Raw genomic sequence first — 13,054 nt, forward strand, 5'->3', positions numbered from 1 at the left:
TTGTGAGTAGTAATAGTGAGTGATCAAGGTAGTCAGACGCGTTATTTGCAAGTCACCCCGAGTGGGGCATTTTACGCTACAGTAAATTCTCATCCTGATGAAGCACGTGCTATTTTATTGCAGCTGTTAAGTAGTAACGAGCCGATTGAGTTTTCTTATGACATTTTTGCCGAAATAGCGGATCTCGAACTTAATCATGCAAAAACTTTGTTCAACCGATTGTTAGCTAGGCGCTTTTTGGTGCTTACGGGTACACCAATTGAACAAAAACGTGATAGTCTTGAGACAGTTTTAGCTAGTATACTGCCGGCATTATCCTCCAGCGGAAAAGTTATACTAGGTGATGATCAAGGCTTTTGTCTTGCTTCATCAGGATTTGATGCAAATCACGCTGAATCATTAGCTGCGTTGTCCGCAGATTTGATTTCGCTTCATCAGAGGCACCAACACATTCTAAATGATGATTTAGAGTTGATGGGGCAATCGTGGGGCATGTTAGACCCGGTTGGTAATAGCCAACTGGGAAATTGGATAATACACATAGGATCACAAGTATTTGTACTTGTAATTCAGGAGCAACCGCTTTTAAATCAGCACCAATTTGTAGAATTGCTGTCCGCGCTTGCAAGTCGTTATTTAGATAATTAAGCCGGTACAGGCTGAATACTGGAATGGAGTATAGTTTTTATGCGTTCGGAAATGATGGGTTCTATTCTTTCTGACCTGAATGGCACATCGGCAGAAATTGAAGCATCAGCCGTCATCTCAACAGATGGTTTGATGATTGAAGCGCTGCTGCCTGCTGACATGGATGAGGATCGAGTAGGCGCAATGAGCGCAGCTATGCTCTCTTTAGGTGAGCGTACTGCCCAAGAATTGGCGCGGGGAGAGTTAGAGCAAGTGTTGGTAAAAGGAATCAATGGGTATATTTTGATGACACACGCCAACAAGGACTCTGTCTTAACTGTTGTTGCTAAACCCAATGCGCGTTTAGGTTTAATCTTTCTTGATGTAAAACGTGCTGCTGAGGCTATTGGTAAGTTGCTCTAGTTTGCAGTCGTTGCCAGAGAGCCTATAGGTGTAACAGAGTTTTTGATTGCATCCTATAGGCTCATATCTACTTCTAACATTCCCGCCAGTAAAACCACTTCCCTTATTGCAATCTTATTACTTATAACATTTAGGCCTGCGGTATAAATGGTTATAATACGCGCGCATTATTTAAAGGCAGGGCTATGGACGCGTTAACAGAGATAAACCAATTTCTTGCTTGTGAAACACCGCAAGCGTGGATAGATGAAGCTATTAAACAGCAAGAGTTACTTCTAGTCGATCATGCTCATTGCGAAAAGAAGGCTGCTTCTACGGCGATGACACTGATGTTTCGTTATGTGGATCGCTCCGATCTACTGAATAAAATGTCCCGCTTAGCACGTGAAGAGCTGATTCACTTTGAGCAAGTCCTCGAAATTATGGAGCAACGTGGTATCGAGTACTGTCACCTTTCGCAAGCCCGGTATGCCGGTGAAATGCGTAAACATGTGCGGACATCGGAGCCAGGTCGGTTAATTGACACGATGATAATAGGGGCTTTTATTGAGGCTCGCTCTTGTGAGCGCTTTGCTAAAATTGCACCCTATTTAGATGATACGCTGTCTAAGTTTTATCGTTCTTTGTTGAAGTCCGAAGCGCGTCACTACCAAGATTATCTAGGTTTAGCTGAAAGTTACGCAGGTGAGCCAATTGATAGGCGAGTTGCCTTTTTTAGGAAAGTTGAAAAAGAACTAGTAGAAAAACCCGATACTGAGTTTAGATTTCACAGCGGTCCACCCGCACCAGTCGAATCGGTGAATTAAGTGCCTGGTGTAGTCGGGTCGGTTGGATGAATCGGCTCGTCTATCAAGGTTAGGGCTTGATGATCGCTCACCAGATACCATAGCTTTTTATCCCAATCGCCTAGGACAATTCTAGTGCCGACATCTGCTTTGATCTGATTATGGTGTACTGCAGGCCGATGTGTATGTCCATGAATCACAAGCTCAACTTGGGCATCAACTAATGCTTGGCGAACGCTATTAGGATTAACATCCATGATATCGTTTGATTTTTCAGCGCCTTTCTTTTTGCTAGCTTCACGCATTTGCCGTGCAATGTGCAATCGTTCATTGATGGGCTTATTTAAAAAATCGGTTTGCCATTCGGGGTTTCTCACCATTGAGCGAAACGCTTGGTATTCTACATCGTCGGTGCAGAGTTGATCTCCGTGCATCAATAATGCGTCACCAGTTGGCAGGTTAACAATGTGCTTAGGCGCTAACAGTGTGCAGTTGGTAGCGGTTGAAAATGCATCACCAACCAGAAAATCGCGATTGCCATGCTGAAAATAAAGAGCCGTGGTAAGAGAGGCTGATTGAAGGGCATCGATGACTGACTGGTAAGCAGGTATGCCGCCGTCATCCCCAATCCAAGCTTCGAAAATATCACCTAACAGATAGAGCTCATCTGCATCATTAGCTGTATTTTTGATAAAGTGGAGAAACGCCCGGGTGATATCCGGGCGCTCTGGCGTGAGATGAAGATCTGCGATGAAATAACGCTTCATTTCGTAGTGCTTGCCTTTACTTAGACAATCTCAGCCTTCTCGATAATAACGTCCTCTTTAGGAACGTCTTGGTGGCCCGCACGCATTGTTGTGCTCACACCTTTTATTTTCTCAACTACATCTAATCCATCTACCACTTTGCCGAATACAGCGTAGCCCCAGCCTTCGGTGGTTTTAGACGTGTGATCTAAAAAGCTGTTGTCTGATACGTTGATAAAGAACTGCGCTGAGGCTGAATGAGGGTCCATTGTGCGTGCCATAGCTAAGCTGCCTGCAACGTTTGGTAGACCATTATCTGCTTCGTTTTCGATTGTAGCGCCTGTTTCCTTGGGCTGCATGCCTGGCTCAAAGCCGCCGCCTTGTATCATGAAACCATCAATGACTCGGTGAAAAATCACACCATCATAAAAACCTTCTTTTACGTACTTCTCAAAATTAGCTGCCGTTTTGGGTGCTTTTTCATGATTCAGCTCAACGCTGATATCACCATGATTGGTATGAAGAATGATCATTCTTATAATTCCTTCTGAACTCTGTCACTGCCGTATTATACTCAAGTCTTACTATGATGCACTGACTAAGCAACCTTTACCGAGATATTTAGCATGAATCCCTGTGTGCAGGGCATATCGATGTGTTTATAATGCGTTTTCAGTTGCCAAAACCGATTTGGATAGACCGTATACCATGTCAAAAAATGACCCGCAGTTAAAACCGACCAACTTTATTCATCAAATCATTGAAGATGATTTAAAAAACAACACACATGCTGGAAAAGTCGTAACGCGTTTCCCGCCTGAACCTAATGGCTATTTGCATATCGGTCACGCTAAATCCATCTGCTTAAATTTTGGTACTGCCGAGAAATATCAAGGCGAGTGCCATTTACGTTTTGACGACACTAACCCTGGAAAAGAAAGCCAAGAATATATCGATTCTATTATCAGTGATGTTGAGTGGCTCGGTTATCAATGGGCAGGTGAAATCCGTTATACATCCCATTACTTTGATCAGTTATATCAATGGGCTGTGTATCTCATTGAGCAAGGTAAAGCGTACGTTTGTGACCTTTCTCCAGAACAGACTAAAGCCTATCGCGGTAACTTTAATGAGCCGGGTAAGAACTCGCCTTACCGTGATCGTTCTGTAGAAGAAAACCTAGCATTATTTGAGAAAATGCGTGCCGGTGAGTTTAAAGAAGGTGAATGTGCTCTGCGTGCAAAAATTGATATGGCCGCGCCCAATATGAATTTACGTGACCCAATGATTTATCGCATCATTCATTCAGGGCATCACCAAACGGGTGATAAATGGTGTATTTACCCTATTTATGATTTCGCACATGGCCAATCTGATGCAATAGAAGGGATTACGCACTCACTGTGTACTTTAGAATTTGAAGATCATCGTCCTTTGTACGACTGGTTTATTGAAAACCTTCCTGTTCCGGCTACGCCAAAACAGTACGAGTTTTCTCGCTTAGAGCTTAATTACACCATTACAAGTAAGCGCAAACTCAAGCAGCTGGTTGATGAAAACGTTGTCGACGGCTGGGATGATCCTCGTATGCCGACGATCTCAGGTCTGCGACGTCGTGGATATACCCCTGCAGCTGTCCGTCAATTCTGCGAAATGATCGGTGTAACCCGCTCGAACGGTGTTGTAGACATGGGCATGTTAGAGTCGGCGATTCGGGATGACCTAGATGCCAACGCACCGCGAGCTATGTGTGTTACACAGCCATTGAAAGTTACTCTGACTAATATGGAAGAAGGCGTGGAAGAGTGGTTTGAGCTTCCTAACCACCCGAAAGATGAGAGCATGGGCTCTCGCCGTGTAGGCTTTACGCGCAACTTGTTGATTGAAAAAGATGACTTTATTGAAGTTAAGCCAGTGGCTAAAAACAAGCATGATAAATGGAAGCGATTAGCTAAGGGTGATGCTGTCCGTTTACGCGGTGCTTACGTTATTACGTGCCAAGAAGTGATCAAAGACGAAGCTGGTGAAATTGTTGAGCTGCTATGTACTTATGATCCTGCAACAAAAGGTGTAAACCCAGAAGGGTACAAACCTAATGGTGTCATTCATTGGGTATCTGCTGAGTTATCCGTGCCGTGTGATGTCCGTTTGTATGATCGTTTATTTACCGAAGCAAACCCTGATGGTGACAAGGATCGTAATTTCCTTGACTTCGTTAACCCTGATTCTTTAGTTAGCCTACCCGATGCGCGCGCTGAGATTAGTTTGAAAGGTGCTAAACCGGAAAGCAGCTTCCAGTTTGAACGTAATGGTTACTTCAGTATCGATAAATCTTCCACGGATGAAAAGCTAGTAATTAACCGAACTGTTGGGCTTCGAGATTCTTGGACGAAAGGAAAGACTGCCTAACAACCCTTAATGTTTGATGAGAAAAAAGAGCACTTAGGTGCTCTTTTTTATAGTAAGAACCACCTTGCCAATACAGGCCTGGCGCGGAAACCAGCCCATTTCTTGGGTGGATATGCTGTTTGTGTTTGTCCCGCTTAACTGAAACTCTTCTTTGTCGTTCAATGTAACAACGCGTTTAATAATTTGCCCATATTTAGGGTGAATAGCCACAACAATGCTGCCCAGTTTTGGGCGAGTAGTGCGGCGGACAATAACAAAATCTCCGCAGGACAGTACGGGGCTCATACTTAGCCCCGTTACTTTGATAATGTTAAGCATTATCCAATACTGGATAGACCACAGCTTGAGCGGGTGGATATGGGCATTGAGCTGTGTAAGTTTTTAGCCCTTTTGTTGTCCAAAATGCTTCAGCAAATTGGTTGACCAGTGCAAGCAGCTCCAATCCATTCTGTCGATCTATGTGCTGTTTGCATTGCGATGCTTTAAGCATAATGCTGTGAACTAAGTCGTGTATGCCGGCAACTTGATCAAATTGAGTCTGTTTAAAATAATCGCCCCAAATTACTCGTATTTCATGTTTTACATTACCCGCGTGGGATTCTTTTTCATTCACTAACCGAGCCAGTTGTGCTTGGTCGGCAATGGATAACGGTGTTTTATCTTCTAGCTCCGCAATGAGATCGCACATCCGAATAACGGTTAAAGCCGCAATTTGTGCGCTAATCGGATCGTATATCTTACACGGAATATCACAGTGCGCGGATGCTGTTTCAAACGGTTTTGCTTGATCTATGTGGTTCAGTAAAGCGTGCAGCATCTCTATTTCTCCTGTTTGATAGTACTACGCGCGCGTATTTTTCGAGCGCCTTGGCGAATAGCCCAGCCTGTGGCTACTAAAACGGCAGCAATAGCTGCTAAGGTGAGCAAGTGAATAGGCTCGCTTAGCCAATGACCATGGTCGTGTCCTGGGTGTGCATTAGCAAAAGGGGCTAATAAAGCGGCAATGGTGAGCAGTAAATAGCGCAAAATAGATCTCCTTGTTATTGGTTGTATTTTTGAATGACCAGTTGTTCTTTGATCATTACAGGGGGCGACTGATGTGTTGCAGCGCTCGATTTTTGAATGAGACTGGCCCACTCAATGCGCAAGTGGGACGCCGCATGTAACAGGGCAACTTGTTGAGGCTCCGATAAGAAAAGGCATGAGAACTGCTTTTGCAAAAATAAACTCGCTTGTTCAAGTGCTTGTTGAGCAGAGCTCCATGAGTTGAGTGCAATATAAGTGTCCGCGATGTTGAAGTAGCTAATAACGACAGCCGCCACAGCACGTTCGGGCTCTAGCTCGAAAACGTTATCAAATAAATTTAATGCTATTTCGATCGCATTTTGATTAATTGACAATGCTTGGTTGAAGCGCTCTTCACTGTAGGCATCACGGCCTTGATTAATTAGCAGTTCCCAGTTTTTCATAGTGGTATCCTTGTCCTATAAGCCGCCGTATGTCAGTTTTGCTGGATCTAGCAGCTCCTCTAACGCCTCTCGTGATAAATCAGTATGTTCAACAGCGACATCAATAACGGGGCGACGTTCTTTGTAAGCTTGTTTTGCTATATTGGCCGCGTTTGCGTATCCAATAATTGGGTTGAGAGCAGTCACCAAAATAGGGTTGCGTGCTAACGTTTCGTTTAATTTATCTTCATTCACTACAAAGCTTGAGATGGCTTTATCAGCGAGTAAGCGAGCTGTATTAGTGAGCAAGTTAATACTAGAGAGCAAATTATTGGCCACTAAGGGCAGCATAACGTTAAGTTCAAAATTACCAGACTGGCCGGCAATGGTAATGGCTGTGTCGTTCCCGATAACCTGTGCGGCAACCATAGCTGCAGACTCAGGTATTACAGGGTTAACTTTGCCCGGCATAATAGATGATCCTGGTTGCAGGGCTTCCAATTCTATTTCGCCTAAACCCGCCAGAGGCCCTGAGTTCATCCAGCGCAAATCATTTGCGATTTTCATTATGCTGACGGCTGTGGTCTTAAGTTGCCCTGATACAGCGACGGCCGTATCTTGTGACGCGATTCTGGCAAAAAAGTCTTCAGATGGGGTAAATGCTAGCCCGGTTTGCTTACTTAGCGCCGCACAGAACTCATGTGAAAAATCTGGATGAGCATTAATACCTGTACCAACGGCTGTTCCCCCTTGGGCTAGCTGAAGCAAGCTGGGAAGTAAGGCTTCAAGATGACGTATATTCTCTTCAATTTGCGTGGCCCAAGCTCCCAACGATTGGCTTAAGCGGACAGGCATAGCATCCATTAAATGTGTGCGACCTGTTTTAATGCAGTTATCGACACTAGCGGCTTTATTACGAATCGCCGTTGATAAATAGTGCAGGGCTGGGAGTAAAGAGAAATGCATCTCTATCGCCGCACTGATATGAATGGTCGACGGAATAATATCGTTACTGCTTTGCCCATAATTTATATGGTCGTTTGGGTTTATGGTCAAGCCAGATGCTTTGGAAGCTAGTGTCGAAAGTACCTCATTGGCGTTCATATTAGAGCTAGTACCAGAGCCTGTTTGGTACACATCAACGGGGAAGTGGCGTATAAAGTTTGGGTCTTCCAGTAAGCTATCCGCTGCATTGACAATGGCATCTCCCATTGTTTTGTCGATCAAGCCTAGTTGTGTGTTGGCGGTTGCAGCTGCAGCCTTCGCCAAAATTAGTGCACTGATAAACGCAACGGGCATAGGCGTTCCGCTGACCGGGAAGTTGTTAATAGCACGCTGTGTCTGAGCTGTGTAAAGCGCATCGGCAGGTACCGCTAACTCTCCCATGCTGTCGTGCTCAATACGTGTCGTTGTCATGCGGTCTTGCTCCTGTAGATTGGCCATTTAATGTTGAGGCTTGATGTGATAGTCCGGCACTTAAATAATGAGTCATGGTGCGTATCTCATTAGCTAGTGCGTTGTAATGTTGAACTTCATTAGCGGTACGAGCATAAGCTTTCATGTTGAGTAGTGGCTTATTCAAGGCATCTAAACAGCAACAACGCCAATGGCTAGGTAAGAACTCGTCGCAAACAGTTTCTAATAACAACCGGCATTGGTTTGCATAAACCGTAAAATACGAACCAGATAGGCAGAGCAGCTCTTGTTCAAGCTGAAGCCATTCGTTAATGAGGTTAGGGGTATCAGGTTGCGAAGCGTTTCTGATTGCTTGTCTCAACTTTCTTTGATGATTCCGTAACCACATCTGTGAGTAAGTATTGGTAAATCTGTTCTGCGCCATAAATAAATGCTAATGATAATGATTCTTAAAACCAAGATAGCTAAATTATCACGTTAATGCAATTGTTTCTCATTTGTATCTGTCGGTGGTGCTATGAAAGGCTCTGTTGTGGGAGAACACGAAGCGCTAGATAATATTGAAAGCGAGGGTGTGAGGACGATTGAGAGAGTTGCGCGAACATAGAGCTTAGCGGCCTTTAACAATTATTAAAGGCCGCTTTAAACACAAGGGTTGTAACTACCGTCCCATAACGACGCCTTCTCGTCGGGGGTCGGCTGCACCGATTAACTGATCCGGTGTGATTTTAATGGCATGGAGGCCTGAATTAAGAGCTCGGCGGTTAACTTTATAACCCATCTCCTGTAAAGAAGTGGCTAATTGGTCTGCTGATGGGCCTTCTTCTATGTCATAAGTGCCAAAACGGTTGATCAGATGCGGGTTGTTCAATGAGTCTTGTAAAGGCTCGTCCCAGAGTAAATGCCTGATGAGTGCATTTGACACGTAGCTAATAATTCGGGAGCCACCGGGGGAGCCAATGGCCAGAACAGGTTGGCCCTGTTTCATAACAATAGTAGGGGACATTGACGAGCGAGGTCGTTTGTTAGGCTCTACTCGATTAGCGACAAGCTTACCATCGGCTTTAGGTACAAACGAAAAGTCAGTCAGTTCGTTGTTCAAAAGGAACCCGTTTGTCATGAGCCGTGAGCCAAAGCCATTTTCAATGGTGGTTGTCATGGATACGACATTCCCTTTGTTATCAATAATTACAAAGTGGCTTGTTGAAGGTAATTCAATGGCTTGGTCTTGGGCTAAGGCAACGGCTTTATCTTTCCAAGTAGGCTGCCCGGGTTCTGCTTTGCTTAATGGAGCGCCGGGGGTGATAAGGCGGGCGCGTTCAGCAAGGTAATTTTTATCTAGTAAACCAACAGGCATAGTAACAAAATCGCTATCTGCCATGTACAAGCCACGATCAGCAAATGCCAATTGAGTCGCATCCCCTATAACTTGCCAACTATTAGGATGATTTGGCCCCCATTGTTTTAAATCAAACGAGGTAGTCATGCTGAGTATTTGGCCAACGGTTAATGCGCCAGAGCTAGGTGGACCCATGCCACACACTTCATAGCTCAGGTAGGGGGCACACACAGGAGCCCGCTCAATGATGTTATAGTTTGCTAAGTCTTCTTTGCTCAGAACCCCAGGATTGTCTTTGGCCGTTTGAACTTTTTTAGCAATAGATTCAGCAAGGCTGCCTGTGTAAAACGCATCAGCCCCCTCAGCGGCTAATAATGACAGTGTTTCTGCGTACTCAGGATTTTTTAAGAGGTAGCCAGCGGGTAGTGGGGCTCCTTGCGGGGTAAAGAAGTATTGTTGAGTATCTGTGTATCGGCTGAGTCTCTCTTTATCATCCGCTATGGCCCCTGCAAGGCGTGGAGAGACTGAAAACCCCTCCTTAGCTAGTGTAATGGCGGGTTCCAGTAATGATTCCCAAAGCTGTTTGCCGTATTTTTGATGAGTATCGTACATTAACTTAACGGTACCGGGGGTGCCTACAGAGCGACCACCGACAACAGCATCATAAAAAGCTAAGGGTTCACCGTTCTCCATAAAAAGTTCTGGAGTTGCGTTACTAGGCGCAGTTTCACGGCCATCGTAGGTCGTTAGTTTTTTGTTTTTAGCGTCGTAATAAACTAAAAATGCTCCGCCTCCTAACCCAGAGGATTGCGGTTCAACGAGGCCCAGTACGGCTTGTACAGATACCATGGCATCGATGGCACTGCCACCCTTAGCTAAAACATCGAACCCCGCTTGAGTAGCCAACGGGTTGGCTGTGGCTAACATAAACTCTTTTCCAGTTTGGCTTGCTGTTATGTGTAAACCTGATGCCTGCTCGGGTTCTATGTAGTCAGACTGTTGGGCTACTGCACTGGATACAGAGAACACCAATAAGGGAGCGACAAGGCTAGCAATTCTTTTTTTTATGAGAGGTGATGTTGGCTTATTTGAATAAAGGGGCATTAATCTGTCCATGAAAACCTCTGTTCTATATGAAAATGGCCGTCTAGGGAAAGCTAAACCTTTCATGGGTATTGATAGGATTAGCATGAAAGCATAGCTTTTAATGTACTGCCTTATAGGTAAGTCTGTGAAGCGATAGATGACTTAATGTGATAACCGAGTCTTTAAAGGTCTATAATGTTCGTTATGAAGGGTTTTACTCAATAAATAGCTATCGGGACCGATAACTTATTAAAAGAAATGACGCGATATCAATCAGCAAGCGTTGCAGGCGATTGTTAGGAACCTAAAAGCACATGCACAAACAAGCGGTAGCCGACTTAAAGTATATTCACCAGCATATCGAGCGTTTGCCGTTGCTCCCTAATGTACTTTTTGAGCTAATGACTCACGACCAAAATGATGAAAAGTACTATGAGATGGTACTTGGTCTGGCAAAGGCGGATCCGCCTCTGGCAAGCTTCATTATCAGTTATGCTAATTCGGCTAGCTCGTCACCTAATCACGCAATAACTAATTTAAAGACAGCACTTACACGAGTGGGTGCTTTGCGTGTTGTTAACCTACTTACCGCAAAGTCTGTAGCTAAAGTATTTGTGCCTAAAACGGATGACAGTAAACAGCTGTGGCGACATTCTATACAAGTGGCCACGTTTAGCTCTTTTTTGTGCCGCACGGCTCCTACGTTCACTGTTAATCCTGAAACAGCCTATTTGGCCGGTTTATTTCACGACTTAGGTCGTTTCGTAATGATGGATATAGTGCCAGATGCACTTGAAGCAACGGTTGCATCTAGTTGGGCTACACCTCAGGAACATCCTGAAGTAGAAACGGCTACCTTAGGCTATAACCATTGTGAAGTAGGGTACTTAGCGTGTCGGCGCTGGCGTATGCCTGAACTGATTTGTAATACTACACGCCATCACCATCATTACACGGTTTGTAACAATGCAAAGTTACCAAAGGAGTTTAGAGAGCTGATTATCCTCATGACCTTTACAGATCATGTGAGTGCGTTGCTGGCCAAACACCCGGATTGGGAAGATTGGACAAACGAAAAGTTATACGATTATGTTCAGGTTAATTGCTTAAGACCTGAAATTGTAAGCGCCTCTTTGCCTATCAAAATCTTTGTAGATGCTTTACCTGCCTTGTATCAAAAGTGCCAGCAATTGCTTGAAAGTATTGGTCAGTAACCCAATATATGCATTTTTTATAGGTGGGTTGGACTATGAATAAAACAAAGAACTTGGTAGCAAAGCATGCCGTAAATTATCAGAAAAGTGCTGTTTTTAAAGACAAAAAGAGACAGTTAAAGCGCGGGGATACTCGCAAGCATAAAGGCCAGCAGTGGCCTGTTTTAAATGGCGGCATGGCGGCTACTTAAAACAGGTTTCTGCTGGAAGCTCTTAGTTTTAGTTGAGCACCTCTGTACCATTCCCCATTTTTAGCCATAACAAATCAAGTTGCCGTTTTGCTTTTTCTAGAGGCAGAGCTGTTAAAGAGCTGTCATCATTTTTTGTAACAAGCCCCATTTGCACTAGCTTGCGCATGGCATCGCAGATCTCGAAATTAATGTTGGCCACCCAGCGCTCTTTTAACCAAGTTTCAATAGCGCTATCGAGTTGCTCTTCATGAAGCGGAATAGGAGAAGTTAGTAAAAAATAGTACGCCAGTATAGCCTCTTTGCATTCCTCTTCTTCTGCTTCATCAATTAAACGATGGAATACGCCAGCATTATTATCTAAATTTTTAAAATATAGGTTTTTTGTTAGCGATTGAACAAACCGTAACTTGCGGTTTTTAAAATTGTTAAACTGTTTAAATAGATAGCTGCCAAGTGCGCCTATGCCCGCAAATAACGCGATGAGTGCTGTGTTATCGATCGTAACTTCTGCGTTATGTAAGCCCAACCAGAAGCCCAATAAAGAACCCAATAATATTAGCGAACCGCCTAGCTTGGTGGTGATTACAATCCCTCCGCTGATGGCGGCGGGCACTCCAATAAGCAGCTTATCTAATAGGCGCATCCGTATTTGCGTATTTGGAAATAGCATTTCTAAATCGGCTTTGGGTACGTTTTTGAATAATTTTAAAACCACTCCGCCTGGCTCTAGCCCCAACGCTTTTTGTCGCTCTTCATTAAGGTGTTCGTTTAAACGGATATAAATTGCTACGCGTTCATAAGTCGTGAACTCTATGCGTTTTTTAGATAAGCCAAAAAAACGAGGAACGTCTTCATAAGCGCTGCGCTCACTGCGCGAAAACAGCAACACCTCGGCAAAGTCATCAAAATCAACTTGTAACTGGACTTTAAACAGAGACGCCTCATCTAATGCCCTATTGAGCGTGGATTCTGAAATTTGTTCGTAGTTCGCTTTGATCAATAAATCCTTCAATTGATCAACAAACGACAATGGCTCGTGGTGCATTGTAGCTGGCAATTCCACCTGTTGGGTGTCAGCATCGGGGTTAATGCGAGAAAAAGTATCTTTAAGCTGCTCTGTTTGTGTATGGAAGGAAGCATGAATGAACCGCGTTAATTGTCCTGCAATTTGCCTAAATTGTTGCCTTTGGGCTTTATCAAGATCGTTTTGTGCTAAACACATTTCGATTAGATCGGATTTGCGAAATGGGATGAACTTCATTAAATCGGCTGTGCGGTTTTCCATAGTATGAGTGCTGGTCTGGCTCCATTGGGGGCGCAATTCTAACAGTACTAGCGTTAAAGCATAAGTATTCTTGGGAACAAGTAAA

The 13,054-nt window shown here is 44.2% G+C and carries 16 protein-coding genes; 6 read left to right on the forward strand and 10 right to left on the reverse strand.

Annotated features, from left to right (window positions below; translation table 11 throughout):
- Positions 1-15: 15 nt before the first annotated feature.
- The 3 genes from OW491_RS08385 (at position 16) to miaE (ending at position 1,856) form a co-directional block, all read left to right on the forward strand.
- A complete protein-coding gene (locus OW491_RS08385; protein WP_075172219.1) occupies positions 16-648 on the forward strand; it encodes a hypothetical protein in 633 nt (210 codons plus the stop codon).
- A 39-nt stretch (positions 649-687) separates the two neighbouring features.
- The gene (locus tag OW491_RS08390; RefSeq protein WP_075172218.1) at positions 688-1,050 is read left to right on the forward strand and encodes a roadblock/LC7 domain-containing protein; all 363 of its coding nucleotides are present in this window, start codon (positions 688-690) and stop codon (positions 1,048-1,050) included.
- 185 nt (positions 1,051-1,235) lie between these two features.
- On the forward strand, positions 1,236-1,856 hold the full coding sequence (gene miaE, locus OW491_RS08395; RefSeq protein ID WP_075172217.1) for a tRNA isopentenyl-2-thiomethyl-A-37 hydroxylase MiaE: 621 nt from the start codon (positions 1,236-1,238) through the stop codon (positions 1,854-1,856).
- On the opposite strand, the gene OW491_RS08400 is transcribed toward miaE, so the two are convergent.
- The gene (locus tag OW491_RS08400; RefSeq protein WP_290035545.1) at positions 1,853-2,602 is read right to left on the reverse strand and encodes a UDP-2,3-diacylglucosamine diphosphatase; all 750 of its coding nucleotides are present in this window, start codon (positions 2,600-2,602) and stop codon (positions 1,853-1,855) included. The two genes, miaE and OW491_RS08400, sit on opposite strands and share 4 nt — an antisense overlap.
- Before the next feature lie 20 nt (positions 2,603-2,622).
- Complete coding sequence (locus OW491_RS08405) at positions 2,623-3,114, reverse strand: peptidylprolyl isomerase (RefSeq protein WP_075172215.1); 492 nt, start codon at positions 3,112-3,114, stop codon at positions 2,623-2,625.
- A 175-nt stretch (positions 3,115-3,289) separates the two neighbouring features.
- Between OW491_RS08405 and OW491_RS08410 the strand changes: the two genes are divergently transcribed.
- Positions 3,290-4,990, forward strand: a complete 1,701-nt coding sequence (locus tag OW491_RS08410) for a glutamine--tRNA ligase/YqeY domain fusion protein (RefSeq protein WP_215151755.1) — start codon at positions 3,290-3,292, stop codon at positions 4,988-4,990.
- 33 nt (positions 4,991-5,023) lie between these two features.
- Here OW491_RS08410 and OW491_RS08415 read toward each other — a convergent pair whose 3' ends face one another.
- The 7 genes from OW491_RS08415 to ggt all read right to left on the reverse strand — a co-directional run bounded on the left by OW491_RS08415 (position 5,024) and on the right by ggt (position 10,297).
- Positions 5,024-5,308 (reverse strand): S24 family peptidase, encoded by a 285-nt coding sequence (locus OW491_RS08415; protein WP_290035546.1) that lies wholly within the window; start codon positions 5,306-5,308, stop codon positions 5,024-5,026.
- Positions 5,301-5,807: a superoxide dismutase, Ni gene (sodN, locus tag OW491_RS08420; RefSeq protein WP_290035547.1), complete on the reverse strand. Its 507-nt coding sequence runs from the start codon at positions 5,805-5,807 to the stop codon at positions 5,301-5,303. The genes OW491_RS08415 and sodN overlap by 8 nt, the downstream gene beginning before the upstream one ends.
- 2 nt (positions 5,808-5,809) lie before the next feature.
- Complete coding sequence (locus OW491_RS08425) at positions 5,810-6,016, reverse strand: hypothetical protein (RefSeq protein WP_075178900.1); 207 nt, start codon at positions 6,014-6,016, stop codon at positions 5,810-5,812.
- A 14-nt stretch (positions 6,017-6,030) separates the two neighbouring features.
- The gene (locus OW491_RS08430) at positions 6,031-6,459 is read right to left on the reverse strand and encodes a hypothetical protein (protein WP_215151752.1); all 429 of its coding nucleotides are present in this window, start codon (positions 6,457-6,459) and stop codon (positions 6,031-6,033) included.
- Between the two features lie 15 nt (positions 6,460-6,474).
- Positions 6,475-7,854 (reverse strand): class II fumarate hydratase, encoded by a 1,380-nt coding sequence (locus tag OW491_RS08435; RefSeq protein WP_290035548.1) that lies wholly within the window; start codon positions 7,852-7,854, stop codon positions 6,475-6,477.
- Positions 7,835-8,278 (reverse strand): hypothetical protein, encoded by a 444-nt coding sequence (locus OW491_RS08440; RefSeq protein ID WP_215151750.1) that lies wholly within the window; start codon positions 8,276-8,278, stop codon positions 7,835-7,837. Before OW491_RS08440 ends, OW491_RS08435 begins: the two co-directional genes overlap by 20 nt.
- A 237-nt stretch (positions 8,279-8,515) precedes the next feature.
- Positions 8,516-10,297, reverse strand: a complete 1,782-nt coding sequence (gene ggt, locus OW491_RS08445) for a gamma-glutamyltransferase (RefSeq protein ID WP_290035552.1) — start codon at positions 10,295-10,297, stop codon at positions 8,516-8,518.
- Positions 10,298-10,593: 296 nt separating this feature from the next.
- On the opposite strand from ggt, the gene OW491_RS08450 reads away from it, so the two are divergent.
- Positions 10,594-11,493, forward strand: a complete 900-nt coding sequence (locus OW491_RS08450; protein ID WP_075178896.1) for an HDOD domain-containing protein — start codon at positions 10,594-10,596, stop codon at positions 11,491-11,493.
- Positions 11,494-11,528: 35 nt separating this feature from the next.
- The gene (locus OW491_RS08455) at positions 11,529-11,684 is read left to right on the forward strand and encodes a hypothetical protein (protein WP_290035554.1); all 156 of its coding nucleotides are present in this window, start codon (positions 11,529-11,531) and stop codon (positions 11,682-11,684) included.
- A gap of 28 nt (positions 11,685-11,712) precedes the next feature.
- Here OW491_RS08455 and OW491_RS08460 read toward each other — a convergent pair whose 3' ends face one another.
- Complete coding sequence (locus tag OW491_RS08460; protein WP_290035555.1) at positions 11,713-12,969, reverse strand: TMEM143 family protein; 1,257 nt, start codon at positions 12,967-12,969, stop codon at positions 11,713-11,715.
- Between the last annotated feature and the right edge of the window lie 85 nt (positions 12,970-13,054).

The organism is Neptunomonas sp. CHC150 (genome assembly GCF_030397555.1).
In the GTDB taxonomy this organism is placed as follows: domain Bacteria; phylum Pseudomonadota; class Gammaproteobacteria; order Pseudomonadales; family Balneatricaceae; genus Neptunomonas; species Neptunomonas phycophila.

Excerpts from the sequence above, each read along its gene's own strand:
- OW491_RS08390 (WP_075172218.1), top strand. The coding sequence starts at position 688 with ATGCGTTCGGAAATGATGGGTTCTATTCTTTCTGACCTGAATGGCACA.
- miaE (WP_075172217.1), top strand. The coding sequence starts at position 1,236 with ATGGACGCGTTAACAGAGATAAACCAATTTCTTGCTTGTGAAACACCG.
- OW491_RS08400 (WP_290035545.1), bottom strand. The coding sequence starts at position 2,602 with ATGAAGCGTTATTTCATCGCAGATCTTCATCTCACGCCAGAGCGCCCG.
- OW491_RS08405 (WP_075172215.1), bottom strand. The coding sequence starts at position 3,114 with ATGATCATTCTTCATACCAATCATGGTGATATCAGCGTTGAGCTGAAT.
- OW491_RS08410 (WP_215151755.1), top strand. The coding sequence starts at position 3,290 with ATGTCAAAAAATGACCCGCAGTTAAAACCGACCAACTTTATTCATCAA.
- OW491_RS08415 (WP_290035546.1), bottom strand. The coding sequence starts at position 5,308 with ATGCTTAACATTATCAAAGTAACGGGGCTAAGTATGAGCCCCGTACTG.
- sodN (WP_290035547.1), bottom strand. The coding sequence starts at position 5,807 with ATGCTGCACGCTTTACTGAACCACATAGATCAAGCAAAACCGTTTGAA.
- OW491_RS08430 (WP_215151752.1), bottom strand. The coding sequence starts at position 6,459 with ATGAAAAACTGGGAACTGCTAATTAATCAAGGCCGTGATGCCTACAGT.
- OW491_RS08435 (WP_290035548.1), bottom strand. The coding sequence starts at position 7,854 with ATGACAACGACACGTATTGAGCACGACAGCATGGGAGAGTTAGCGGTA.
- OW491_RS08440 (WP_215151750.1), bottom strand. The coding sequence starts at position 8,278 with ATGGCGCAGAACAGATTTACCAATACTTACTCACAGATGTGGTTACGG.
- ggt (WP_290035552.1), bottom strand. The coding sequence starts at position 10,297 with ATGCCCCTTTATTCAAATAAGCCAACATCACCTCTCATAAAAAAAAGA.
- OW491_RS08450 (WP_075178896.1), top strand. The coding sequence starts at position 10,594 with ATGCACAAACAAGCGGTAGCCGACTTAAAGTATATTCACCAGCATATC.
- OW491_RS08455 (WP_290035554.1), top strand. The coding sequence starts at position 11,529 with ATGAATAAAACAAAGAACTTGGTAGCAAAGCATGCCGTAAATTATCAG.
- OW491_RS08460 (WP_290035555.1), bottom strand. The coding sequence starts at position 12,969 with ATGGAAAACCGCACAGCCGATTTAATGAAGTTCATCCCATTTCGCAAA.